Source organism: Nocardia sp. CS682, assembly GCF_004634405.1.
GTDB classification, from domain to species: Bacteria; Actinomycetota; Actinomycetes; order Mycobacteriales; family Mycobacteriaceae; genus Nocardia; species Nocardia ninae.
The window spans coordinates 3,519,252-3,544,180 of sequence record NZ_CP029710.1; the positions used below are offsets into that span (position 1 = coordinate 3,519,252).

22 protein-coding genes and 1 tRNA gene are annotated in these 24,929 nt (G+C 67.7%); 12 read left to right on the plus strand and 11 right to left on the minus strand.

Annotated elements, in window-relative coordinates:
• Positions 1 to 143: 143 nt before the first annotated feature.
• Positions 144 to 797, minus strand: coding sequence for a TetR/AcrR family transcriptional regulator (locus tag DMB37_RS15825; RefSeq protein WP_135233382.1), 654 nt, complete (start codon positions 795 to 797; stop codon positions 144 to 146).
• 222 nt (positions 798 to 1,019) lie between these two features.
• Between DMB37_RS15825 and DMB37_RS15830 the strand changes: the two genes are divergently transcribed.
• The 6 genes from DMB37_RS15830 to DMB37_RS15855 all read left to right on the plus strand — a co-directional run bounded on the left by DMB37_RS15830 (position 1,020) and on the right by DMB37_RS15855 (position 5,972).
• A tRNA-Gln gene (locus DMB37_RS15830) sits at positions 1,020 to 1,090 on the plus strand.
• Positions 1,091 to 1,197: 107 nt separating this feature from the next.
• On the plus strand, positions 1,198 to 2,688 hold the full coding sequence (gene glmU, locus DMB37_RS15835; protein ID WP_135233383.1) for a bifunctional UDP-N-acetylglucosamine diphosphorylase/glucosamine-1-phosphate N-acetyltransferase GlmU: 1,491 nt from the start codon (positions 1,198 to 1,200) through the stop codon (positions 2,686 to 2,688).
• Positions 2,685 to 3,665 carry a ribose-phosphate diphosphokinase gene (locus tag DMB37_RS15840; RefSeq protein WP_107659278.1) on the plus strand — a complete coding sequence of 327 codons (981 nt, stop codon included), beginning with the start codon at positions 2,685 to 2,687 and terminating at the stop codon, positions 3,663 to 3,665. Before glmU ends, DMB37_RS15840 begins: the two co-directional genes overlap by 4 nt.
• A gap of 221 nt (positions 3,666 to 3,886) precedes the next feature.
• Positions 3,887 to 4,147, plus strand: a complete 261-nt coding sequence (locus DMB37_RS15845; RefSeq protein WP_135233384.1) for a hypothetical protein — start codon at positions 3,887 to 3,889, stop codon at positions 4,145 to 4,147.
• Positions 4,148 to 4,304: 157 nt separating this feature from the next.
• The gene (locus DMB37_RS15850; protein ID WP_135233385.1) at positions 4,305 to 5,282 is read left to right on the plus strand and encodes a hypothetical protein; all 978 of its coding nucleotides are present in this window, start codon (positions 4,305 to 4,307) and stop codon (positions 5,280 to 5,282) included.
• 27 nt (positions 5,283 to 5,309) lie between these two features.
• A complete protein-coding gene (locus DMB37_RS15855) occupies positions 5,310 to 5,972 on the plus strand; it encodes a DUF2461 domain-containing protein (RefSeq protein WP_135233386.1) in 663 nt (220 codons plus the stop codon).
• On the opposite strand, the gene egtD is transcribed toward DMB37_RS15855, so the two are convergent.
• The 4 genes from egtD to egtA all read right to left on the minus strand — a co-directional run bounded on the left by egtD (position 5,969) and on the right by egtA (position 10,748).
• Positions 5,969 to 6,940, minus strand: coding sequence for an L-histidine N(alpha)-methyltransferase (gene egtD / locus DMB37_RS15860; RefSeq protein WP_135233387.1), 972 nt, complete (start codon positions 6,938 to 6,940; stop codon positions 5,969 to 5,971). The genes DMB37_RS15855 and egtD overlap by 4 nt on opposite strands.
• Entirely contained in the window at positions 6,937 to 7,824 is an 888-nt protein-coding gene (locus DMB37_RS15865) for a class II glutamine amidotransferase (protein WP_135233388.1), read from the minus strand. The genes egtD and DMB37_RS15865 overlap by 4 nt, the downstream gene beginning before the upstream one ends.
• 103 nt (positions 7,825 to 7,927) lie before the next feature.
• Positions 7,928 to 9,274 carry an ergothioneine biosynthesis protein EgtB gene (gene egtB / locus DMB37_RS15870; protein ID WP_135233389.1) on the minus strand — a complete coding sequence of 449 codons (1,347 nt, stop codon included), beginning with the start codon at positions 9,272 to 9,274 and terminating at the stop codon, positions 7,928 to 7,930.
• Between the two features lie 154 nt (positions 9,275 to 9,428).
• Positions 9,429 to 10,748, minus strand: a complete 1,320-nt coding sequence (gene egtA / locus DMB37_RS15875; RefSeq protein ID WP_135233390.1) for an ergothioneine biosynthesis glutamate--cysteine ligase EgtA — start codon at positions 10,746 to 10,748, stop codon at positions 9,429 to 9,431.
• Positions 10,749 to 10,950: 202 nt separating this feature from the next.
• Here egtA and DMB37_RS15880 point away from each other — a divergent pair, with 202 nt between their 5' ends.
• Positions 10,951 to 12,135 carry an aminotransferase class V-fold PLP-dependent enzyme gene (locus tag DMB37_RS15880; RefSeq protein ID WP_135233391.1) on the plus strand — a complete coding sequence of 395 codons (1,185 nt, stop codon included), beginning with the start codon at positions 10,951 to 10,953 and terminating at the stop codon, positions 12,133 to 12,135.
• A 29-nt stretch (positions 12,136 to 12,164) separates the two neighbouring features.
• On the opposite strand, the gene DMB37_RS15885 is transcribed toward DMB37_RS15880, so the two are convergent.
• The gene (locus DMB37_RS15885) at positions 12,165 to 12,728 is read right to left on the minus strand and encodes a TetR/AcrR family transcriptional regulator (protein WP_135233392.1); all 564 of its coding nucleotides are present in this window, start codon (positions 12,726 to 12,728) and stop codon (positions 12,165 to 12,167) included.
• Between the two features lie 105 nt (positions 12,729 to 12,833).
• On the opposite strand from DMB37_RS15885, the gene DMB37_RS15890 reads away from it, so the two are divergent.
• The gene (locus DMB37_RS15890) at positions 12,834 to 13,487 is read left to right on the plus strand and encodes a 1-acyl-sn-glycerol-3-phosphate acyltransferase (RefSeq protein WP_135233393.1); all 654 of its coding nucleotides are present in this window, start codon (positions 12,834 to 12,836) and stop codon (positions 13,485 to 13,487) included.
• Between the two features lie 272 nt (positions 13,488 to 13,759).
• Entirely contained in the window at positions 13,760 to 15,406 is a 1,647-nt protein-coding gene (locus DMB37_RS15895) for a fatty acyl-AMP ligase (RefSeq protein WP_135233394.1), read from the plus strand.
• A gap of 125 nt (positions 15,407 to 15,531) precedes the next feature.
• Here the strand turns inward: DMB37_RS15895 and pth are convergent, their stop codons facing one another.
• Positions 15,532 to 16,113: an aminoacyl-tRNA hydrolase gene (pth, locus tag DMB37_RS15900; protein WP_135233395.1), complete on the minus strand. Its 582-nt coding sequence runs from the start codon at positions 16,111 to 16,113 to the stop codon at positions 15,532 to 15,534.
• Positions 16,114 to 16,135: 22 nt separating this feature from the next.
• Positions 16,136 to 16,750, minus strand: a complete 615-nt coding sequence (locus DMB37_RS15905) for a 50S ribosomal protein L25/general stress protein Ctc (RefSeq protein ID WP_135233396.1) — start codon at positions 16,748 to 16,750, stop codon at positions 16,136 to 16,138.
• Between the two features lie 304 nt (positions 16,751 to 17,054).
• Here DMB37_RS15905 and DMB37_RS15910 point away from each other — a divergent pair, with 304 nt between their 5' ends.
• Positions 17,055 to 18,674, plus strand: coding sequence for a peptide chain release factor 3 (locus tag DMB37_RS15910; RefSeq protein ID WP_135233397.1), 1,620 nt, complete (start codon positions 17,055 to 17,057; stop codon positions 18,672 to 18,674).
• Here DMB37_RS15910 and DMB37_RS15915 read toward each other — a convergent pair whose 3' ends face one another.
• Both DMB37_RS15915 and DMB37_RS15920 read right to left on the minus strand, forming a co-directional pair.
• A complete protein-coding gene (locus DMB37_RS15915; protein ID WP_135237602.1) occupies positions 18,675 to 19,205 on the minus strand; it encodes a nuclear transport factor 2 family protein in 531 nt (176 codons plus the stop codon).
• Between the two features lie 290 nt (positions 19,206 to 19,495).
• Positions 19,496 to 20,389 carry an Abi-alpha family protein gene (locus DMB37_RS15920; protein WP_135233398.1) on the minus strand — a complete coding sequence of 298 codons (894 nt, stop codon included), beginning with the start codon at positions 20,387 to 20,389 and terminating at the stop codon, positions 19,496 to 19,498.
• A 264-nt stretch (positions 20,390 to 20,653) separates the two neighbouring features.
• On the opposite strand from DMB37_RS15920, the gene DMB37_RS15925 reads away from it, so the two are divergent.
• Entirely contained in the window at positions 20,654 to 21,976 is a 1,323-nt protein-coding gene (locus DMB37_RS15925; RefSeq protein ID WP_206055260.1) for a hypothetical protein, read from the plus strand.
• Positions 21,967 to 22,854, plus strand: a complete 888-nt coding sequence (locus DMB37_RS15930; RefSeq protein WP_135233399.1) for an Abi-alpha family protein — start codon at positions 21,967 to 21,969, stop codon at positions 22,852 to 22,854. Before DMB37_RS15925 ends, DMB37_RS15930 begins: the two co-directional genes overlap by 10 nt.
• A gap of 24 nt (positions 22,855 to 22,878) precedes the next feature.
• Here the strand turns inward: DMB37_RS15930 and DMB37_RS15935 are convergent, their stop codons facing one another.
• Positions 22,879 to 24,669 (minus strand): ABC-F family ATP-binding cassette domain-containing protein, encoded by a 1,791-nt coding sequence (locus tag DMB37_RS15935; protein WP_135233400.1) that lies wholly within the window; start codon positions 24,667 to 24,669, stop codon positions 22,879 to 22,881.
• Positions 24,670 to 24,929: the final 260 nt, after the last annotated feature.

A 24,929-nucleotide genomic window follows, 5' to 3' on the forward strand; every position in this document is an offset into this window, starting at 1 on the left:
TAGACCGACATCACGAAGTAGACCGACTTACCGCCCGAACAGCACCCAAAGGATGGGTGAACCGTACCACCAGGCGGGCCCTCGGCAGTCAATTCGAGCATTCGACTGGACCCGCTTCGCAATTCGCTGGTTAACAACCCGAGTCACTCCTCGATACCGGCGCGCCACTCCGAGCTGAGGTGCGGGTCGGCCTCCAGATGGCTCAGCCCGTTCCAGCACAGATTCACCAAGTGCACGGCGACAACCTCTTTCGACGGCTTGCGTTCGTCCAGCCACCAGGTCGCGGCGGTGGCCACCTGCCCGACCAACGCCTGGGCATACAAGGTGGCCAGGCTGGTGTCGAAACCGCGGCGGTCGAAATCCCCGGCGAGGATGTGCGCCACCTGATTCACGGCCTCGTTGAGCAGGCTGGAGTAGCGGCCCTCGGCATTGCCGGTCGGCTGATCGCGCACCAGGATGCGGAAGCCGTCGGTGCGCTCCTCGATGTAGGTGAGCAGCGCGAGCGCGACCTGCTCGAGCCGGACCCTGGACCGGTTCTGCGTCAGTGACGACACGATCATGTCGAGCAACATCGACATCTCGCGGTCGACGACGACCGCGTACAGACCCTCTTTGCCACCGAAATGCTCGTACACCACGGGTTTGGAGACCTGGGCCCGCTGCGCGATCTCCTCGATCGAGGTGGCGTCGTAACCGCGCTCGGCGAACAGCGCGCGACCGATCTCGATCAACTGCTGGCGCCGCTGGGTACCCGTCATCCGCGGACGCGACACCTTGGGCGGTTCACTGGTCGACATCGCTCCCGCCTCCCTTCGCCAAAGACCGTCCGGTGCCTTAACTGTTCCAGACAGCACCGCAGATTGCCCCGTCAACCCCGGGCGCGCCCCCGATCAACTCTCGCCGCGACCCTGTCGACGCTCCAACTACCGGCAAGAATCGCGGAGAGGCGCGGGTGTATGCGAGGATCTTTCCCGTGCCGTGGCACAGCGGCGGGTGTTCCCGATCCGCCGATGTGACAATCCGCCGTGGTGTAATGGCAGCACCTCTGATTTTGGTTCAGATAGTTCAGGTTCGAGTCCTGGCGGCGGAGCTCGGCAGCACGATGACTATCGTTGGCCCGCACATCGGCGCCCAGCACAGCAGACCCCCGCACGATGAGCAGAGCCAAGCACGATGACAGGCAGCCGAGGGAGATCCATGCCACAGCAGACCGCCGTCGTCGTTCTCGCAGCCGGTGCCGGGACGCGAATGCGGTCGAAGACCCCCAAGGTGCTGCATTCGCTGGCCGGTCGGAGCATGCTCGCACACGCGCTGCATGCGGCGAACGAGATCGACCCCGCATACCTGATCACCGTGGTCGGTCACGACCGCGAGCAGGTCGGCGCCGCCGTCAACGCGGTGGCCACCGACCTGGGCCGGGAGATCACTCCCGCCATTCAGGAGGAACAGCTCGGCACCGGACATGCCGTGCAGTGCGCATTGGCCGCGCTGCCCGTCGGCTTCACCGGCGACCTGCTCGTCACCTCCGCCGATGTACCGCTGCTGGACGGGCACACGCTGTCCGCGCTGCTCGACGAGCACCGCAGCTATACCGAACGCTCCGCGGTGACGGTGCTGACCTTCGTGCCGGACGACCCGAACGGCTACGGCCGCATCGTCCGTGACGCGCACGGCCGGGTGGCCGAGATCGTCGAGCACGCCGACGCCACCCCGGAACAGGCCGCGATCACCGAGGTCAACTCGGGTGTGTACGCGTTCGACGTGAACGTGCTGCGCACCATGATCAGCCGGTTGTCCACCGCCAACGCCCAGCACGAGCTGTACCTGACCGACGTGCTGCGCCTGGCCCGCGAGGCCGGGCATCCGGTGCACGGCGCCCGGCTGGTCGACGCGGCCAAGGTCACCGGCGTGAACGACCGGGTCCAGCTGGCCAGCGCGACCAGCACACTGAACCGCTACATCCTGGAACGGCACATGCGGGCCGGTGTCACCATCATCGACCCGGCCTCCACCTGGGTGGACGCCAGCGTGCGGATCAGCAGGGACGCGATTCTGCGCCCCGGCGTGCAACTGCTCGGCGACACCGTGATCGGCGAGGACGCCGAGATCGGGCCGGACAGCACGCTGAACGATGTGGTGGTCGGCGACGGCGCCCGGGTCATCCGCACGCACGGCGAGGGCGCGATGATCGGCCCCGGCGCGACCATCGGCCCGTTCAGTTACCTACGTCCGGGCACGGTGGTCGGCAATTCCGGCAAGCTGGGCGCGTTCGTGGAAACCAAGAACGCCTCGATCGGCGCGCACTCCAAGGTGCCGCACCTGACCTACGTCGGTGACGCGACCATCGGCGAGCACAGCAACATCGGCGCTTCGAGTGTTTTCGTCAACTACGACGGAGTGACCAAGCATCACACCACTGTCGGATCGCATGTGCGAACGGGAAGCGACACGATGTTTGTCGCACCGGTAACGGTGGGTGACGGAGCGTATACGGCGGCGGGTACTGTACTGCGCAGAAGCGTTCCGCCCGGCGCACTCGCGATTTCCGGCGGACCGCAGAAGAACATCGAGGGCTGGGTGCAGCGGCACCGTCCTGGAACGGCCGCGGCGCGCGCGGCGGCAGAAGCCAACGCCGCCAAAGACAACTCCGGTCAGGCAATCGAGCAAAAGGATGGCAAACAGCAGTGACCGCGTCATGGATCGACAACCAGAAGAACCTCATGCTCTTCTCGGGACGCGCTCATCCTGAGCTGGCCGAGCAGGTCGCCAAGGAACTCGACGTCCACGTCACGCCGCAGACGGCACGCGACTTCGCCAATGGCGAGATCTTCGTCCGGTTCGAGGAGTCGGTCCGCGGCTCCGACGCGTTCGTGCTGCAGAGCTTCCCCGCGCCGCTGAACCAGTGGTTGATGGAGCAGCTCATCATGATCGACGCGCTCAAGCGCGGTTCGGCCAAGCGGATCACCGCCGTGCTGCCGTTCTACCCCTACGCCCGCCAGGACAAGAAGCACCGTGGCCGCGAACCGATCTCGGCTCGCCTGGTCGCCGACCTGCTGAAGACCGCGGGCGCGGACCGCATCATCACCGTCGACCTGCACACCGACCAGATCCAGGGCTTCTTCGACGGCCCCGTCGATCACATGCACGCGCAGCTGCAGCTCGCCGAGTACATCCGGACGAACTACACCCTCGACCACATCACCGTGGTCTCCCCCGACTCCGGCCGCGTGCGCGTCGCCGAGAAGTGGGCCGACTCGCTCGGTGGCTCGCCGCTGGCGTTCATCCACAAGACCCGCGACCCGCTGGTGCCCAACCAGATCAAGGCGAACCGCGTGGTCGGTGACGTCGAGGGCCGCACCTGCATCCTGATCGACGACATGATCGACACCGGTGGCACCATCGCGGGCGCGGTCAAGGTGCTCAAGGACGCGGGCGCCGGTGACGTGGTCATCGCCGCCACGCACGGCGTGCTGAGCGACCCGGCCGCCGAGCGGCTCGCCGCCTGCGGTGCCAAGGAAGTTGTGGTCACCAACACGCTGCCGATCACCGAAGAGAAGAAGTTCCCGCAGCTGACGGTGCTGTCCATCGCCCCGCTGCTGGCCCGCACCATCCGCGAGGTCTTCGAGAACGGCTCGGTCACCGGCCTTTTCAACGGCAACGCTTGAGCTCCCCCGCCTCTCCGTGTATTCAGGCCAGACCTAGGCGTCACGACAGTCACGTTGGCGACCGGCGGTGAGGTCGCGGGTGCGCTAGCCCGTACCCGGTGAGTTACCCATGTGCTCACGAAATCAGAGATTGCGTAGGAAGGCCGCCGCGGCTCGGGCCCGGCGGCCTTTCTTTTGCGCCGGTTCCGGTAGCTATGGCTTTGCACGGGGATACTGGGGGTATGGACCGTGAACCGTTGGACACAGACATGGGAGACGACGACCAGGCCGACGAGATCCGCGCCTACCAGCGCAATATCGAGGATCCGCCGGACGACCTGCGGATTCGCTATCACGAGAACGAGGACGACGGCAGGCTCGGCATCGCCGACGAGCTGGCGCAGGAGTCCACCCCGCGCGAACAGCGCGCCGAGAAGGCGCAGGACGACGAGCGGCCCGCCGAGGTGATCGCCATGGAGATCGTCGACGATTCCGATTTCTGACGTCCTGCCCTCGGCCGGCGGCGCCACCTAGCGCAATCGGCTATGACAGCTCGGCTGCCGTGGTACGCATGACGGACATGCCGGACGCGATCCGCCCCGCTGTCGGTGGTCGGCGGCGGAACGCAGCGATGGCGGCCGGACGACACGAGGAGGCGCGATGAGTACGCCGCAGAATCCGGAACGTCCTGGCGGTGCGCCGGGGTCGGCGGGCGCGGAGTCCGCGTCGTCGGCGAGTGCGAGCGGGTCGGGAAATCCGTCGACGGACACCAGTGCCGTGCCTGCGTCGCGCGACTCCGGTACGTCGGCGAAATCCGCGGATGCGAGCACTCCGCCTTCGCTGTCGAAAGATGTTGGTGCGGCGGAACCTTCGAGCGAGCCGTACACCCCGCCACCGCCAGCGCCCGGTGAGTGGTGGCAGCCGACCGACGCGCCGAGCGGACCGCTCGGCGGGCATGCGCAACCATGGGGTTCGGGACCCGCGGGGCCGTCGAATAGCCAGCCGTCCGGGGACTCGGGACCTGCCGGGCCGCAGAGCAATCAGTCGTCGTGGGGCTCCGGATCGTCCACTCCGCCACCGTATGGGGGTGCGGATCCGTCGGGTGGCCAGCAGGGTTGGGGTGCGCCGACCGATGGTCAGCAGCAGTGGGGCGCGCAACCCGATCCACCGCATCAGCACCCGCAGTACCCCGGCAGCGGTCAACCGCAGGATTCGGGCACCCCGCCGCAAGATTCGAGCCCGCCGCAGTACCCAGGAGGCGGTCGACTCCACGAGGCGAGCGGCCCGGCACAGTATCCGCAGGGCGGGATGTACAACTACCCGCCGAGCGGCGGCTACGGCGAACAGCCGGGTCTGCAGCAGGGCAGCTACGCCGCTTACTCGCAGCAGTCCTACGAGCCGTACGCCGCCCCGCGGACCGCGGGCACCCAGGTGTTCTCCATCATCGGATTCGTCTGCGCCGCGGTCGCGGTGTTGTTCTGCCCCATCCTGTTCGGCCCCGCGGGCATCGTCCTGGGGCTGATCGGCCACAGTAAGGGCGAATCCCTCGGTAAGTGGGCCGCGATCGCCTCGGGGGTCACCATGATCATCGGCTTCCTGGTGGGGTTCCTCATCTTCAACGGAGACCTGAGAACGTAGATTGCTCGGTATGAGCGAGGCACAGTCATGAACAAGTTCAGCGGCTTTCCGCTGGCGGGGCTGGATTTCTACGAGGATCTCGAGGCGGACAACTCGAAGACGTTCTGGACCGCGCACAAAGACGTGTACGAGACGGCGGTGAAGGCGCCGATGCTCGCCCTCACCGCCGAGCTGGAGCCGGATTTCGGTCCGGCCAAGATCTTCCGGCCGTATCGCGACGTGCGCTTCTCCAAAGACAAGACGCCGTACAAGGACCACCAGGGCGCGTACGTGGCGGTGGCGCCGAGCACCGGCTGGTATGTCCAGATCGGCGCAGCGGGACTCTACGTCGCGGGCGGCTTCTACGGTGGTTCCTCCGAACAGATCGCCCAGTTGCGCGCCACCATCGATCACGAGGTGCGCGGTCCGGAGCTGGAGAAGATTCTGGCGAAGTTGACCGAGGCCGGGTACACGATCGGCGGTGAGCAGCTCAAGACCAAGCCGAAAGGCTACGACGCCGACCATCCGCGCATCGACCTGCTCCGGCGCAAGGCCCTGGTCTGCAACAAGGAGTTCGGGGCGCCGCCGTGGCTGGACAAGCCACGGGCCGCCAAGGAGATCCGCACCGCCTGGGAGACGATGCGGCCCCTGATCGATTGGCTCGGCGCCGTGGTCAGCGGGGCGACCACCCGGTCACCCCTGCTCGCTTAGTCGCGGGCCGCGAGGACGAGCGCGAAGCGATTGTCGGGATCGGTCCACACCTGCTCGGTGCTGAACCCCGCGGCGCTCAGCTCCGCGGCGAGACCGTCTAGCCGGAACTTCGCCGAGATCTCGGTCCGCAGCTGCTCGCCGCGGGCGAATCGCACGGTGAGGTCCAGCTCGCGGACCGTGACGGTCATGTCTTCGGTGGCCGCCAGGCGCATCTCGATCCACTCGTTGGCCGCGTCCCACAGCGCGACGTGCTCGAACTTGTCCGGCGCGAAATCGGCGTCGAGCCGAGCGTTCAACACGTGCAGCACATTCCGGTTGAACTCCGCGGTGACGCCTGCCGCGTCGTCGTAGGCGGGGACCAGCACGGCCGGGTCGATGACCAGACCCGCGCCGAGCAGCAGCTGCTCGCCCGGCTCGAGCACCTCGTAAATGCTGGCGAGGAATTCGGCGCGTTCGGCGGGAACCAGATTGCCGATGGTGCCGCCGAGGAACGCGATCATCCGGCGGCCGCCGCCGGGCAGGTTGTGCAGGGTGTCGGTGAAGTCGCTGACCACACCGTGCACCGCGAGCCTGGGGAACTCGCCCGCGATCTCGTCCGCCGCGGCACGCAGCGCCGTGGCCGAGACATCCTGCGGGACATAGGTCTTCAGCGGACCCTCGGCGGTCAGCGCGGACAACAGCAGCCGCGTCTTGGCGGCCGAGCCCGCGCCGAGCTCGACCAGCACCTCGGCCTGCGCGACCCGGGCGATCTCGCCGACCACCCGCTCCAGCAGCGCGCGTTCGGTGCGCGTCGGGTAGTACTCCGGGAGTTCGGTGATCTGCTCGAACAATTCACTGCCGCGGGCGTCGTAGAACCACTTGGGCGGCAGCCACTTCGGGTCGGCGGTCAGGCCGAGCCGGGCGTCCGCCCGCAATGCCGAGGTGAGGTCGTCGTCGGATAGGTGGATCTCCAGCGTCGGTGCGGTCATCGTGCGCCTTTCGTGCCGTCGGGCAATGGGTCGATGGAAAGCTGGCCAGGCCGGGCGATCACCAGGCTGCGGTCGGGGATCGACTGCCAATTCGGGTCGTCGTCATAGGGTTCGGAGGCGAGCACCGCGACGGTATCGGTGATCAGGGCCGACAGCGAGTGGTGCACCGTGGTGGCCCAGAGGGTTTCGCCGTCGCCGAGCAGGAAGTTGAGCCGCGCGTTGGGTGCGTGGCGCAGCACGCCGGACACGAGCAGGCCGAGGGCGGTGCCCGGGGAGTCGACGAAACCGCCGGGCTCCATTGCGGTGAGCATCTGTCGCAGCAGTACCCAGAGCGTCGCGGCGTCGGTCGGTGCTTCCGCCTCCAGCAGCTGAATCGTCTCGAAGAGCCGCGTCGCGCCGACTTGGGTGGCGGCCATATCCAGGTCGGAGGACACGGCGGTGACTACCGGACGCCAATTCGGCACCGCGCCGTTGTGACTGAAGGCCCAGCGGCCGCTGGTGAACGGCGCACAAGCGGTCCGCTCGATGGGCATGCCCACGGTGGCCGACCGGATCGACCCCAGCACGGCGGTCGAATGCAGCTGCGTCAGTACCTCTTCCACCGCCGGGTCGGTCCAGATGGGCGCGGCGTTGCGGTACCGGCTGGCGAGCAACGTGCTTTTCGGCGCGCCGTCGCCGGGTAAGGCGCTGGTCGCCAAGGGATTTCGGGTGCCGTCGACCTCGGCGGCGCGCCACCATGCGACACCGAACCCGTCGGCGTTGACGGTGCCGCCGCCGCGCATGTCCCGCGGCGCCCACGCCTGGGTGCGCAGGGAATGCGTACCGGCCGTGAGCATCTCACCGACACTCACCGCCGGGCCCAGGTAACCGAGATGTCTGCACATCAGTAACCACCTCTCGTGGGACGACCGGAAGTTCGCTGCCTCGAGCTACTCCGCACAGTCGGCGGCCCGGACCGGCTCGGTCGGCAGCGGGCAACCTCCGCGCTCACTCGCCTTCCCCCGGCCGCAGGTCGCGAGCGAGCCGGAATCCCGAGAAGATCTGCCGTCGGATCGGGTGGTCCCAATTGCGGAAGGTGCTGCGGCAGGCGACCGGGTCGGTGCCGAACGAGCCGCCGCGCAGCACCCGGTAGTCGCCGCCGAAGAAGACCTCCGAGTACTCCCGATAGGGGAAGGCGTGGAAGCCCGGGTAAGGGTCGAAACCTGAGGCGGTCCACTCCCAGACGTCGCCGATGAGCTGATGCACACCGGCGGGTGTCGCGCCCGCCGGATAGGCGCCCACGTCAGCGGGTTCCAGGTGGCGCTGGCCGAGATTCGCGGTGGCCGCGTCGGGTTCGGCGTCACCCCACGGGAATCGGCGGTCGGCGCCGGTGGCCGGGTCGTGACGCGCGGCCTTCTCCCACTCGGCCTCGGTGGGCAGCCGCTTGCCCGCCCAGTTCGCGTAGGCCTCGGCCTCGAACCAGCACACATGCACCACCGGCTGGTGCGGGCGCAGCGGCGTCATCACACCGAAGACGCGACGCCACCAATGACCGGCTGGGTCGCGCTCCCAGAATTGCGGCGCGACCAGGCCCGCCTCCTGCCGGTGCGCCCAACCGCGTTCGGACCACAGCTCGGAACGCTCGTAGCCCCCGTCGTCGATGAAGGCCGAGTACTGCTCGTTGGTCACCGGCGCCGCGTCGATGGCGAAGCCGGGCAATCGAACTCGATGCGCCGGGCGCTCGTTGTCCAGCGCCCACGGTTCGGTGGACGTGCCCATGGTGAATTCGCCTGCGGGAACGACGACTTCGCCGGTGACGGGAGTGCTCGCGATCGGCACGGCGGGCGCGGTCAATACCGCTGGGCCGGTGCGTAATTGGTGAGTGGCCAGCATGGTCTCGTCGTGCTGCTGCTCATGCTGGGCGATCATGCCGAAGGCGAAGCCGCCATCGATCAGCGGTGCGCCGCGTAAGTCGCTGTGGTCCAGCACATCCCACACCTTCTCGCGGACGGTGCCGACATAGCCCCTGGCCTGGGTCGGGTCGAGCAGCGGCAATGCGGGACGGTTCGAGCGGGCGTGTTTGAACGCGTCGTACAGCTCGTCGATGTCGGCGCGCACCGGCTCGCGGCCGCCGACATCGCGGACCAGCCACAGTTCTTCCTGGTTGCCGATGTGCGCGAGATCCCACACCAGCGGGCTCATCAGCCGTGAATGCTGCGCCACCAGTTCGGCTTCGTCGATGCAGTCGGTGAGGGTGAGCGTGCGCTGCCTGGCGCGGGTCAGTACCTCGGCGATCCGGTCACGCACATGCTCGGTGTCGGAATTGTCGGAGGCAGGCGGATGGTGAATGGTCACGATAAGTCTCCGGTGGGCTGGTTCGGCGTCGGCGTCGGCACGGCTCGACGCGCCGGGCCGGATCGGCAATGCAGACAAGCTCTGGGCACAACTGCGCCTGGTGGCAGCTCGACGCTGCCGTGCAGCGGCCGCGGTTCGCTCGCTGCCGGTCGTGTCACGAGCCGGCTCCCGGACCGCCCGCCCCGGGTCCATGGCCGCTGCGACATCGTTGCGCGGCGGATTCGATCTCGCGGACCGCCTCGTCCGTCGCCGCGTGGGCCGCGGCCAGCGTGAGGAGCTCGACCGCCACGGCGCGGATGTCCAGATCGGCCAGCCCGTAGCGGGCGGCGTCGAGCCAGTGGCCCGCCAGCGGCGCGGCGATGGCGGTCGCCGCGGCGACGACGGCCCGGCTGGACATCAGCGCGTCGAGCACGTGGATCGGCACGGTCCAGCCGTCACCGGGCTGTGCGTCGATGTAGCGGACCTCGAGATAACCGGACGCACGCACCGGCGGGAACAGCGTGGTCAGGTGATAGTCGAGATCGTTGCGGTCGGGGCGGCGGCCCACCTCGTCGTCGAGGGCACCGGAGAGCCAGTCCGCGAAGGTCGCTCCCGGCGGCGGGGACCAGCCGGTATCGCCGTCACCGGGTGCGCGGGCATCGTCGTCGGGTCTTCGAACGCACAGCAGCGGCACGTCCAGCGCCCACCTGCTGTAGCCGTGGATCGGATCCACCCAGTCCATCAGCGGCGGCCGGGTTCGGGCGTTGTCCAGCCGCAGCCAGGCCCGCATGCGTTGCGACGCCCACTCCCCCGCCGGGGCGCCGCGCAGGGCGGGCGAACAGGCGAAGGCGGCGAGCAGCGCCGGGCCGATGGCGTAGAGCGCGGTCCAGCGGGCGGCGATATCGGCGCGATCGGCACCGGCGTCGACGCTGACCTGGGTCGCAGCGGTATTGCACATCATGAGTTTGCCGAACGGGCCGATGCCGGCGAAGGTCTGTTCCATGGCGCGATAGCGCGGTAGCTGGAGCAGCCGCTTGGGGCGGCGGTCCGCATCGGCAGCGACGGAAACGGTTCGGATGGAACGAGATTCGAGAAGTTCCCGCAGCAGGCGGGCATCGTCGCGGAGCGAGGTATTCAGCTGCGCGGCATCAGCGAACGGTGCGCTGGACAATTCGATCTGGCCACCGGGTTCGATGGTGACCCGGCTGCCCCCTGGTAAGGCCGATTCCGGGGAATCGGGGGCGATGGACCGTGGTGCATACGGTCCGAGGGCATCCGCCAGGGCAGTCAACTGGGGACGCGGGGCGGCCGAAGGGCCTGACGCCGAACACTCACCCTGCACGGTGAGCCATTCGAGCTCGGCGCCGATCAGCGTCGGCGGTCCCTGCTTGAAGCAGACGCCGCCGATATACGCCTCGGCGGCGGCTCGCGAGCCTAGCTCCCCATCGTGGATTACCCGGCTGACCAGCTCCGAATGCTCCAGCGTGACCGCCATACCAACCTCCACTGTGGGTCCGATGCGCTGTGGTTTCGTGTCCGCCGTCGTTCTGTTATCGCCGCGTGGCCGGTTTGTATTCCGCTCGCGGCATCCATCCAGAGTAGCGATCACTACCGACAAGAAATCGACAAGAAACCGAACTGGGGACCGACCGGGCACGGACAGACCCGGTCCCGCCGCGCCCGTTAAGGTCGGAATCATGCTGGCTGAAGATCGTGTCCGAGCCGACACCCCTGGTTGCGCGTCCGGTGCCGAGCCGGGTCCGGTATTCCTCGACAGCGCCGGATCGTCACTGCCACCGCGCGTCGTCGTCGACACTGTCGTCGATCATCTGCGTCGCGAGGCAGCGGTCGGTGGCTATCGCGCCGCGAACGAGCGCCTCGACGATCTCGCCGCGGTGAAGACCGCGATCGGCACGCTCATCAACGCGGCGCCGTCCAGTATCGCGTTGAGCGACAGCGCGACTCGCGCGTGGGCCGACTTCTTCTATTCGATTCCGCTGACCGAGGGCGATCGCATCCTGGTCTCCGAGGCCGACTACGCGAGCAACGCCATCGCGGCGCTGCAGCGCGCCCGCGCCACCGGGGCCACCGTGGAGAAGATTCCGAGCGACAGCACCGGGCAGCTCGACCTCGACGCGCTGTCGGCGCTGGTCGACGAGCGGGTCAAGCTGGTCTCGGTGCTGCACGCGCCCACCAACGGTGGCCTGGTCAACCCGGCCGCCGAGGCCACCAGGATCGCGCGCTCGGTCGGTGCGCTGGTGTTGCTCGACGCCTGCCAGTCGACCGGGCAACTCCCGATCGACGTGGCCGACCTCGACGTCGACGCGCTCTCGGCCACCGGCCGCAAGTGGCTGCGCGGGCCGCGCGGCACCGGATTCCTCTACGTGCGACCGGAATTGGCGGCAACAATCGAACCGGCGCGGCTCGACCTGCACAGCGCGGAGTGGACCGCCCCGGACGAGTACCGTCTCGCGCCCGACGCCAGCCGCTTCGAGTTCTGGGAATGCGATGTGGCCGCGCGGCTGGGTCTCGGCGCGGCCGTTCGCTACCTGCTCGAACTCGGACCCGCCAACGTGTACGAGGCCATCTCGGCCCGCGCCGAGCACCTGCGCAAAGCACTACCGGAGATTCCCGGAGTGACGGTGCGCGACATCGGCGTTCAGCACAGCGGCATCGTGTCGTTCACCGTCGACGGTGTCGATTCCCTCGCGGTGCGCGACCGGCTCGCCGAGCAGCACATCACCGTGACCGTCAGCCGCGCAGGCTCGACGCTACTGGACATGACCGGTCGCGGGCTGCAGTCCGTGGTCCGCGCCTCCCCGCACTGCTTCGTGAGCTTCGAGGAGCTGGACCGATTCGTGGCCGCCGTCGCCGCGCTGTAAGCAGCTGCCGGACAAAGGCGCAATTGCGTTCAGGTCAGATGTAATTCGAGCGCGCGGTCGACCAGCGCGCGGAGGTCGGCGGTGGGTGCGACCAGGCGCAGGCTGCGATTCGCCTGGAGTGCGGCGATGCCGTGCAGGTTCGTCCACAGCGCGATCGCACGCTGCGCAGCATCCACGGATCCAGTCTCGGCGGCCTCGGTTACCAGCACCACGAACCGGCCGAACAGCGGCAGCGTCGTCGCGCGGAGGTTTTCACCGGAGCCTTCGAGCAGGTCGTGCCGGAACATCAGGGTGAACATCTCCGGCCGCTCGCCGGCGAACTCGACGTACTCGACGCTCATGCGCGCCAGCCGATCTCGGGCGGACCCACCGGGATCGGCCGCGGCGAACCGGTCGATCAGATCGGCGAAACCGCGCGCCGCGATGGCCGCGAGCAGCGCGCGGTGCGTCGGGAAATACCTGCGCGGTGCCCCATGTGAGACACCGGCGGCGCGCGTGATGGCACGAAGTCCCAATTGCGCCGCACCGACCTCTTCCAGCAGGTCGACACCCGTCCCGACCAGGCGCTCCCGCAGGGTTGCACTCTCGACCATGCAGACATTGTCTACGGCAGCCATTCAACCTCCACATCCGGGTGTAGACACTGTCTACGCCAGTGCGGTAGACAGTGTCTACACATTTCGATCGGGAGGTTCTCCGTGTGGTACTGGCTCTTCAAACACGTGTTGCTCGGCCCCGTGCTGCGGGTGCTCGGCAGACCCGAAGCAGAAGGGCTGGATCATGTTCCGCGCACCGGGCCGGTGATCGTCGCGGCCAACCACCTGGCGGTGATCGACTCGCTGTACCTGGCGCTCGTGCTGCCCCGGCGCGTCACCTTCCTGGCCAAGCAGGAGTACTTCACCGGCACCGGCCTGCGCGGCCGGTTCCAGCGGTGGTTCTTCTCGGCGACGGGTCAGGTGCCGGTCGACCGGACCGGCGGTAGCGCCGCGGCCGACGCACTCGCCGCCGCCACCCGCATTCTCGAGGGGGGCGGCGTGTGGGCCATCCATCCCGAGGGCACCCGCTCGCCGGACGGACGGATCTACCGCGGCCGCACCGGCACCCTGCGGGTCGCGATGGCGACCGGCGCACCGGTGATCCCGGTGGTGCTCTCCGGCACCGATCGCGTCAACCCCCGCGGCAAGCGACTGCCCCGCTTCGGCAAGGTCCGGATCAGCTTCGGCACCCCGCGCTACTACCTGCCCGCCGAGCAACACCACACCGCACGCAGCGCGACCGACGAACTGATGCGCGATCTCGCCACCCGCGCGGGCCGCCACTACGTCGACCAGTACGCCACCACTTTTCGCTGACCGGCGCGCCATCCCCGGCACGGCACGGACACCACCCACCCGACAGTCGGTCCGGCACTAGAGCAATGGGCGGCTGTGCCACAACGGGATGGCCGGCCACGCGCGCTCCGGACCGTATCCGCGACTATGCGGGCTCCGGACCGCACATCCGGTTACCCGCGACACTCCAGCAAACGCAGACACGCTGGAAAAGGGTTAACGCCACGCCGGAATGGCGGGATAGTTGATGGAGGTCGGCAGGCGACCCGAAGCTGGTGATGAGGGAGTTGACGTTGAGCAGGTTCACCGACGAGATGTATGCGACGGCGCAGGCGTCTACCCGGGGGCTGGTGACCGGCGAACCGAACGCACCGCTGCGTCAGAGCTGGGGTGAGATCCATCGGATCGCCCGGCGGATGGCCGGTGGGCTCGCGGCGGCAGGCATCGGGCACGGTGACGCGGTGGGTGTGCTCGCGGGGCTGCCGGTCGACATCGCACCGGCCTGCCAGGCCATCTGGATGCGCGGCGCCTCGATCACCATGCTGCACCAGCCGACGCCGCGCACCGATCTGGTCGTCTGGGCGCGCGACACCGAGACCGTGCTGACCATGATCGAGGCGCGCGCGGTGGTGCTCGGCGCCCCGTTCGAGGCGGCCGAACCGCTGCTGCGCGAGCGCGGCATCACGGTGGTGCGGATCGATCAGCTGCGCGACGGCACCGACACCGATCCGGTGCCGACCGCCGAGGACGATATCGCCTTGCAGCAGTTGACCTCCGGATCGACCGGGTCACCCAAGGCGGTGCGGATCACGCACGGCAACTTCTTCGTCAACGCCTACGCCATGTTCGATCGGGTCAAATTCCAGCTCGACGACGACGTGATGGTCAGCTGGCTGCCGCTGTTCCACGACATGGGCATGGTCGGATTCCTCAGCGTTCCCATGCAAATCGGCGCCGAGGTGGTGTGCGTGACGCCGCTGGACTTCCTGATGCGCCCGTTACTGTGGGCCGAGCTGATCACCAAGTACCGCGGAACCGTCACCGCCGCACCGAACTTCGCGTACTCGCTGCTGGCCCGCAGGCTGAAGCAGGCCGACGACGGCGCGTTCGATCTGAGCAGCGTCCGCTACATGTGGAACGGCGCGGAGCCGGTCGACCCGGACACCATGGAAACGCTGGCCGCGGCCGGAAAGCGCTTCGGGCTCAGCCCGATGGCGCTCACCCCCGTCTACGGCATGGCCGAAACCACACTGGCCGTGTCGATTCCGGATCCTGGCCTGGGTCAGGTGCTCGATGTCATCGACGCCGACCTGCTGGAGGCACTGGGCAAGGCCGTTCCAGTGCCCGACGAGCACGGGCATCCCGGCAATATCCGCAGGCTGCCCACGCTGGGTTACCTGGTCGATCACCTGGAAGGTCGCGTGGTGGACGCGGAGCATCAGCCGCTGCCGCCGCGTTCGGTCGGGGTCATCGAATTACGCGGACCCGCGGTCACTTCCGGCTACGTCACGGTCGAGGGTTTCCGTCCGGCGCAGGACGCCGCGGGCTGGCTCGACACCGGTGACATCGGTTACTTCACCGAAGAGGGCTTGATCGTGGTGTGCGGCCGGATCAAGGACGTCATCATCATGGGCGGTCGCAATATCTACCCCACCGATATCGAGCGTGCCGCCACCCGGGTGAGCGGCGTGCGGCCGGGTAACGCGGTCGCCGTGCGCCTGGACGCCGGGCAGAAGCGGGAGAGCTTCGCGGTGGTGGTGGAGAGCAACGACTACCAGAATCCCGAGGCGGTCAAGCGGATCGAGCGCGAGATCGTGCACGCGGTGTTCTCGGAGGTGGGTTCCCGTCCGCGCACCGTCGCCGTGCTCGGCCCCGGCGCACTGCCCAAGACGTCCTCGGGCAAACTGCGCCGCGCCGCCACCGCCGCGCACCTGCGCTGAACAGCACGACGTCCGTGCCACCGGGGCGGTGGTACGGACGAGTCGAATTCGCTACGAGTTCAGCTGACTAACCATTTGAGCTGCCGAAAAGCATTGGCAACGCGGCGAATTCGCCACGCCTGCGCTCAATGCACTTGGTTCTGCGCGGTTTCCAGTCCGACGCGCAGCAACAGCTCGACGGCGTCGGCGGCCTGCTCGACGATCACCGGGATTTCCTTGCGTTCGGCCGCCGCGAACGGCTTGAGCACGTAGTCGGCCGGATCCTGCCGACCGGGCGGACGGCCGATGCCGATCCGGGTGCGCAGGTAGTCCTTGGTGGTCAACGCGCTCGACACGGAGCGAAGGCCGTTGTGCCCGCCCTCGCCACCGCCGCGCTTGAGCCGGATCTCGCCGAAGGGCAGGTCGAGTTCGTCGTGCACGACGATCACCTCGGTGGGCGGCACGGAGAAGAATTTCGCCAGCGCGGCGACCGGGCGCCCGGACAGATTCATGAACGAGCGCGGCTTGGCGATCAGCACCTGGCGGCCGTCGAGGCGAGCCTGCAACAGGTCGGCGCCGGACTTCTTGTGCACGGCAAAACGGCCGCCGACGCGCTGCGCGAGCACGTCGGCGACCAGAAACCCCACGTTGTGCCGGGTGCGCTCGTACTCGGGTCCTGGGTTACCCAGTCCGACAACGAGCGCGGGCCCGGTCGCGGCGTCGGTCATCTAAGAACCGATACCGGAGTACTTACTCGGCGCTCGCGGCTTCGGCGGCGGCCTCGGCAGCCTCGGCGGCTTCCTCGACCTCGGCCTCGGACTGCGGCGCGGTGATGACGTTGACGATCAGCGTCTCGGGATCGACGTTCAGCGTGACGCCCTTGGGCAGCTCGAGCGAGCCGGCGTTGATCTGGGTGCCCGCCTCGACGCCCTCGACCGAGACCTCGATGGACTCGGGAATGTTCATCGCGTCGGACTCGATGGAGATGGTGGTGGCGTCCTGGGTGACCAGGGTGCCGGGCGCGGCGTCGCCGGTGATGATGACGTTCACATCGGCGGTGACCTTCTCGCCCTTCTTGATGATGAGCAGGTCGGCGTGCTCGATGTAGCGGCGAATCGGGTGCACGACAACGGACTTGGTGAGCGCGAGCTGCTTCTTGCCGTCGATGACGAGGCTGAGCACCGCGTTGGTGCCGTGCTCGCGCAGAATGGCGGAGAAGGCGCGGGCGTCGAGCGAGAGGTGCTGCGGGTCGGCCTGGTGGCCGTACAGCACGGCGGGAACGTTGCCCGCGCGACGGGTACGGCGGGCGGCACCCTTACCGAACTCGGTGCGTACGGCGGCTTCGAGAAGGTTGGCGTCGGACATGACTGGATCTACTCCCTACGGCTGTTCCGGGCTGTCAACAGTGCGCCAGGGTCTGTTTCCGCCCTGGCTGATTGGTCTACTCGTCCGACGAAGAACGAACGGGGACGGCCGGAAGCCGAGCCGCGTCGATCACGGTGAACGCAAAATCAGGTCTGCGGTCACCCTCGCCGAGACAACCCGAACACCATACCGCAATGGTTATGCGCAGATGGAATCGGGTGGTCAGGCACAGGTCGTGTCGAGGCAAAGGTGATCGCGTAGATTAGAGCGGTTGCCGATCGGTCGTCTGTGAAAGGTTGTTCCGTTGACCGCCTCCCCTGAGGGACTGCCCGCCGAGGTTTCCCGACGGCGCACATTCGCGGTGATCTCGCACCCCGACGCGGGCAAGTCGACGCTCACCGAGGCGCTCGCGCTGCACGCCAGGATGATCTCCGAGGCCGGCGCGATCCACGGCAAGGCCGGACGCCGCTCCACCGTCTCGGACTGGATGGAGATGGAGAAGGCGCGCGGCATCTCAGTCAGTTCGACCGCGCTGCAGTTCAATTACCGCGCCGAGGGCTCCGACACCGACAGCGTGATCAACCTCGTCGATACGCCGGGTCACTCCGATTTCTCCGAGGACACCTACCGGGTGCTTACCGCCGTCGACGCCGCGGTGATGCTGATCGACGCCGCGAAGGGCTTGGAGCCGCAGACACTCAAGCTGTTCCAGGTGTGCCGCCATCGCGGCATCCCGGTCATCACCGTGATCAACAAGTGGGACCGGCCGGGCCAGGCGCCGCTGGAACTGCTCGACGAGATCAGCGAGCGGATCGGGCTCACCCCCACGCCACTGTTCCTGCCCGTCGGCATCGCGGGCGACTTCCGCGGCCTGCTGCGCCGCGGCGCGGAGGGCGCCCCGCTCGAATACGTCCACTTCACCCGCACCGCCGGTGGCGCAACCATCGCGCCGGAGGAGTCGCTGACCCCGGATCAGGCCGAGGCGCGCGAGGGCGAGGCGTGGACTACCGCGGTCGAAGAGAGTGAACTGCTCTCGGCCACCGGGCAGGACCACGACCAGGAGATGTTCCTCGCCGGGCAGACCTCGCCGGTCATCTACGCCTCGGCGATGCTGAACTTCGGGGTGCGGCAGCTGCTGGAGACGCTGGTGTCGCTGGCGCCCGCGCCGGGTCCGCGCCCTGACGTCAACGGCGGCGCGCGCGAGGTCACCGAGCCGTTCAGCGCGGTGGTGTTCAAGGTGCAGGCGGGCATGGATGCCGCGCACCGGGACCGGCTGGCGTTCATGCGGATCGTCTCCGGGGAGTTCGAGCGCGGCATGGTGGTCACGCACGCGCAGACCGGTCGGCCGTTCGCGACGAAGTACGCCTTGACCGTGTTCGGCCGGGAGCGCAACACCGTCGACACCGCCTACCCGGGTGACGTGGTCGGCCTGGTGAACGCGACGGCGCTGGCGCCGGGCCACACGCTGTTCGTGGACAAGAAGGTGGAGTTCCCGCCGATCCCGTCGTTCGCGCCGGAGCACTTCGCGGTGTTGCGCGCCGAGAGCGCGGGCAAGTACAAGCAGTTCCGCAAGGCCATCGATCAGCTCGACTCCGAGGGCGTTGTGCAGGTGCTGCGCAACGACATTCGCGGCGACGCGTCCCCCGTGCTCGCGGCCGTCGGGCCGATGCAGTTCGAGGTGGTCACCGCGCGCATGCTGACCGAGTTCAACGTCGAGACCAAGCTGGACAACCTGCCCTACACGCTGGCCAGGCGCACCGACGCGGCGTCGGCGGACGAACTCGGCAAGCAGCGCGGCGTCGAGGTGTTCACCCGCAGCGACGGTGCGTTGCTCGCGCTGTTCAGCGACAAGTGGCGGTTGCAGTACATCGAGAAGGAATTCCCGAAGTTGACACTGGAGCCACTGGTCGCGACGGCCGACTGATCACCCGGCTTCGGGTTCGCGCCGCACGGGCGGGGCGCCCGGGTCGCGTTCGACGGAGGAGATGACGCCGTCTTCCCGGGAAATCAGGCCCCAGCGGCTCGACGTCAGGCGCAGGCTGGGCAGGTCGCTGAGCGAGAGCACCACTTCATAGGTGCGTTCGTAACCGGTATGCGAAATGCGCCAGCGGCCGTCGTCGCAGCGGACATATTTATCGGAGTAGAAGGCCGCGCCGCGCAGCAGCATGTTGTGGCCGGGGATGAGCACGGTGTCGGCGAGGTACCAGGTGCCGGTCGCGGAGTCACCGTCGATGTCGATTTCGGGGTGGTCGCAGCGGTGTTCGGTGATGACGTGCGGGCCCAGGGTGTTGCGCATGAAGGCGAGAAACGCGTCGCGCGATTCGAACTGCAGATATTCGCTGTAGGTGGCGGTGGCCTCGGGAATCATGGTGTCCGCGAACTCATCCCAAGACTTCGTGTCGAGGGTGCGTAAGTAGCGGAACTTCAGCCTGCTGATCGCCGTGACGTCGTCCAGTTTCCGATCGTCGACGCGCCGTGCGCCCTCGCGGCGTTGCTGCTCGCCCGCGTTCACCCCGGTGACTCGCCCGCCGACGCCGATCGACGGGTCGCCGCGCTGCTGTGCGCCGACGCCGATCCCCGAGTTGTTCCGTTCCTGCCTGCCACCACCCGCGCTCGGGTCGCCGCGGCCTTGCCCGCCGGTTCCCTGATCCATACTTAACAATCCCATCCGAAGCCTTACAGCTGCACGAATTGCGAGATTTGTATCAGATCGCTATCACTGTTCGGGGGACATTCCGACGTAGATCAGTTACCGATGGTGAAGCAGGTGCGGCAGAAGTCCTCGCCGAACTCGGTGAGGCGCAGACTCTTGCGCACGATCTTCGGGGCGCGGCCCGCCTTCTTCAGCGCCGCCTCGACCAGCGGCTGCACCTCGAGCACCATGTATCGGCTCAGCACCACCGGGTCGTCGGAGATCACGGTCAGCCCGAGCCGGTTGAGGTTGATGAGGTAGAGGCGGGACCGGTCCGGGTAGCGGACGCCGGCCTGCTCGGGCACCGAGGTCAGATCACCCTGCACCAGTTCGGAGCCGATGCCGAGCGGCCGGTTGGTCCGCACGTCGACCGAGGGCTGCGGGCCGTTCTGCGCCATGAAGCGCAGGATGCGCGCCTCGTCGGGAGCCAGTTCGTCGAGGATTCGGTCGTAAGCGGGGTGCACGTCTTCGGTGAAATAGACATCGGCGGACCGGGCGAGCAGTGCGTCGCCGCGCCTGCGTAGCTCATCGATGCTCGCCGAACGAAGATAGGAACCGACGGCCAGCGCCTGCTGCTGCGCACCGCTGTTATTTCCGGGACCGTTCGGTGTCGGCACGTAGCTGACGATCTCGCGCACCGAGCCCTCGGTGACGCCGAGCGCGCTACGGGCTATGGAGCGCAACGCATTTCCGGTTCGCTCGGCGATATCGGCGGACGACTCACCGTCCAGCGCGGCCTGGGTGATCTCCTTGGTGACCTCGTAGGTGGTGCCGACCGCCCACTGACCGCCGCGCACGACACTGCCCGCCGCGACGCCGGCCGCACGGAATACGCCGCGGATCAGCCGAGCCTCGTTGCTGATCTGCCGCTGTTCGACATCCGAACTGCGCTCAACGGCGCGGGAACCGGCTCTAGTGATGTCCTGTCCGGCCCTGTCGTCTGCCACGTCATACTCCGATATCGCCAGGTGAACGAATCCCGCCCCACAGATTACTGCCCCCTGTGTCGCTGGTCATTGTCGCGGTCGGACCCGGCCGATGCGGCATTCCGCACAAACACTGTGACCGATGTCTCGACGTGCGACACTGTGGCACCGCGCACTGGTGGTGGACCCGGCTAGACATCTCACAATAAGGTCCCGGTGCCGACATGGTGCTAACTTGATGTTCCGGTGAGGCGGCGGTCACCGGTGTGTCGGCAGGAGGGTGTCGTGTTAGAGAGTGTGTTCGGGGTCCACCCGACAATCCTCCTAGAGCTTCTGACTATCCCACTTTTCACGGGAATCATCGGCTACATCACCAACTGGACCGGCGTGCTCATGCTGTTCCGCCCTCTCGCCTTCCATGGCTTCCGACTACCCGGTCTTCGCGCGCTGTATCCCTTCCTGCCCAAAAGAATTCAGGTGCTTCCACTACTGAGTTACGACGGCCGATTCGGCTGGCAGGGCATCGTTCCCTCGCGCGCGGACAAGATGGCGAGCATCGCGGTCGACAAGGGTCTGGCCAAACTGGGAAGTGTCGCCGATTTCTATCGCGAGTTGGAGCCGGACAAGCTCGCCGAGCATCTCGCGAGCATCGCCGACGAACAGATCCAGACGATCGTCGAAGATATTCTCAAGCGGGAGCATCCACAGCTCTGGTACAACCTGCCGAGCCAAGTGCGCGACATGGTCCAAGCCCGAGTCCGGCAACAACTGCCGGATATTCTGCGCGAACTGACCGATGAATTAGGCGCGAATATTGATCAACTGCTCGATGTGAAGCAGATGGTGATTCGCTACTTCCAGGGCAGGCCGCAACTGCTCAACACCCTGTTTCAAGTACTCGGTGCGAAAGAGTTGCGGTTCATGATCAACTTCGGCTTCTACTTCGGTGCGCCGATGGGCGTCGTGCTGGTTGCCGTGCTGCATTTCACCGGGTTGTCGTCGTTGATCGTGCTGCCGATCGGCGGGGTGATCATCGGCTGGGTGGTCAACTGGGTGGGCATCAACATGATCTTCGCGCCCGCCTACCCGAAGTGGTGGTGCCCGTGGCGGCAGGGTCTGCTGATCAAGCGCCAGTCCGAAATCACCGACGGCTACGCCGAATTGGTATCCAGTCAGGTGCTGACGGTCGCCAACATCGGCGACGAGCTGCTCAACGGCCCGCGCTCGGACCGCACCATCCAGATGCTCGAGGACACCCTGCGGCCCGCCGCCGACCGCGCGCTCGGCCCGGCCAGGCCCGCCGTCAAGTTCATGCTCGGCAGCCGCGACTACGACTCGCTGCAGGACACCTTCACCGCCGAGGCCATGGCCATCGCCCCGATCGCCTTCGCCGACCCGGAGTTCAACGTCCGCCAGGGCAGGCAGATCAACTCCTACATCGCCAAACAGATGGCGGCACTGCGGCCGCCGGACTTCGTCGACATGCTGAGATCGGCCATCAAGCAAGATGAGTGGCTGCTTTTTCTCCATGGCGGCGTGCTGGGCCTGTTCGCCGGATACGCTCATATTCTGATATTCGGAACAGGAGTGGCGACCACATGGCTGTAGCGAAATCCGACCCCGGCGACGATGCCGGGGCCGTCGAGCACTCCGCCGCGGCCGTCGTGCCGTCGACCGAGCTCGCGCGACGGCCGGACAGCAACGTCTTACGCCACGACGAATCACCTTCGCGGGTGGGTTATCCCATCGCCGGGGTGCGCGCGGCGACCGGGGTGGCCAGGGTGGCCTGGTCCGCGGTGACCGGTGCGACCGCCTGGGGTGTCGGCACGGCGGTCGGTGTCACCTCGACGGTCGTGCAACGCAGCATCCAGGGCGTTCCGCCGCGAGAAGTGCTGGCCGAGGCCGAATCCGAGGTGCGCGACCGGGTGCGCCGGGCGCTCGGTTTCCCCGAAGCCCCGAACGAGGCTGCCGCGCAAGCCGTTCCCACGCTGCGCGAGCAGGGTGCGGCGCTGCTGCGATTGTCGGCGAGCACGCACGGCGACGAGGAGAACCACCCCGCGTTCGCGGGCATGCTGGCCGAGCTGACGCCCGACGAGGCCCGAATTCTGCGCTTCCTGCGCCTGGACGGCCCGCAGCCGTCGATCGACATCCGGACCGGCCGCCCGCGCGCACTCGGCGCCGAACGCGTCGGGTCGATGCTGACGCTGGTCGGCGAGCAGGCCGGTCTGCGCTTCCCGAACCGGATCCAGCAGTACCTGACCAACCTGCGCAGGCTCGGACTGGTCGAGCACGCGCGGGAGCCGGTCGGCAATCCGCACCGGTACCAGCTGCTGGAGGCGCAGGCGCCGGTGCGCGAGCTGCTGAAGCGCTCCGGGTTCGGCACGAAGGTCATCTACCGCAGCGTGGCGCTCACCGGGTTCGGTGGCGACTTCGTGCGAACCTGCCTGCCGGTCGCGATCGAGGACGATCGCGCCGCCGGGCACTGACGACTCCGGCGGCGGTCGACGGGGTCAGCTACCCTCCGCCAGCTCCATCCAACGTTCCTCCGCGGCTTCCTTTTCCGCGATCACCTGCTTGAGCTCGGCCCCGAGCTTGACCAGCTTGTCCGGGTCCGTCGCGGCCTCGGCCAGTGCGGCGTGCAGTTGCCGCTCGCGTTCGTCGAACTTCTCGATGGACCGTTCCAGCTTCGACAGTTCCTTGCGGGCGGCCCGCTGGGTCGCCGCGTCGGTCACCGGCGCGGACTTGGTGTCGGCGGCACCCGAACGGGCCACCGCATCACCCTGCGCGGCGCGCTTCTTCAAGTACTCGTCGATGCCGCCGGGCAGATTGGTGAGCTTGCCGTCGCCGAACAGCGCCCAGGTGGAGTCGCAGATGCGCTCGATCAGGTAGCGGTCGTGGCTGATGACGACCAGGGTGCCCGCCCAGTTGTCGAGCAGATCTTCCAGCTGCTGCAGGGTGTCGATGTCCAGGTCGTTGGTCGGCTCGTCGAGCAGCAGCACGTTCGGCTCGGCCATCAGGATGCGGGTCAGCTGCAACCTGCGCCGCTCGCCACCGGACAGATCGCCGACCGGAGTGCGCTGCCTGGCCGGGGTGAAGCCGAGCCGCTCGGCGAGCTGACCAGCCGAGATCTCCTTGTCGCCCAGCATGATTCGCTGTGCGACCTGCTGTACCGCCTCCAGCACGCGCATGTCGGTCGGCAGATCGTCGAGTTCCTGGCGCAGCCAGCCGATCTGCACCGTCTGGCCTTGAATGCGTTTGCCCGCCGCCGGTTCCGTCTCGCCGGCCAGCGTGCGCAGCAGGGTCGTCTTGCCGGAACCGTTCACCCCGACCAGGCCGACCCGCTCGCCCGGCGCGAGCCGCCAGGTCAAGTCGCGCACCAACTCCCGGCCGTCCGGGGTGGTCAGGGTGGTGTCCTCGAGCTCGATGACGACGCGGCCCAGCCGCTTTCGCGCGAACGCGGCCAGCGACACACTGTCGCGCGGCGCAGGCACATCGGCGATCAGCGCCTCGGCGGCCTCCACCCGGTAGCGCGGCTTGGACGTGCGGGCCTTGGCCCCGCGGCGCAGCCAGGCCAGCTCCTTGCGGGCCAGGTTGGCGCGGCGCGCCTCGGACGCGTCGGCCTGCCTGGCGCGCTCGGCGCGGGCGAAGATCCAGTCGCCGTAACCACCCTCGTAGGTTTCGACCTTGCCGCCGACCACCTCCCAGGTGTTGGTGGCGACGGTGTCGAGGAACCAGCGATCGTGGGTCACCACCACCAGCGCGCTGCGCCGGTTGAGCAGATGCTGGGCCAGCCACTGCACGCCTTCGACGTCGAGGTGGTTGGTCGGTTCGTCGAGCACGAGCAGATCGAGCTCGCGGACCAGCGCGGCGGCCAGCGCGACGCGGCGGCGCTCGCCACCGGAGAGATTGTCGATGGAGGTTTCCAGGCCGAGCCCGGCGATACCGATACCTTCCATCACCGACCGGATGCGCGGGTTCGCCGCCCACTCGTGCTCGGCGACGTCGTCTGTCATCGCGTCATCGGCCAGACCAGCAAGCACAACGTCACCCACCGTCGAGCCGGGCGGCAGCACGCCACGCTGTGTCACCGTGGCGATCCGCAGCCCCCCGACCCGGCTGACCCGCCCGCTGTCCGGCGGCTCCAGCCCGGTGAGCACCTCGAGCAGCGTGGTCTTACCGCCACCGTTCAGACCGACAACCCCGATGCGCTCGCCCGCGTGGACGCCCATCGATACGTTGTCTAGCAGCGGAGTGATCCCAAAGCTCTTGGAGACCTGCTCGAGGTTGATCAGGTTGGACATGAATCCTTCCGGTCCTAACGGTGGCGGGCTCGTTGCTTGCCCTGGACCAGCGTACTGAGCTCCCCATGCCACCTGCCGCGTGCCCATGTCCGCGGCCGATACCGCGCCTCTTGCCTAACGAACAACGTTCGTCTAGATTGATTTCAACGAACATCGTTCGCGACGAACATCGTTAGTTAAATAGGCGCTCTCCAGACACACAGCCGCAGAACGGGAGCCCCACCTCGGACATCGAGGTGCGCGGGCGGCGCCATCCACTT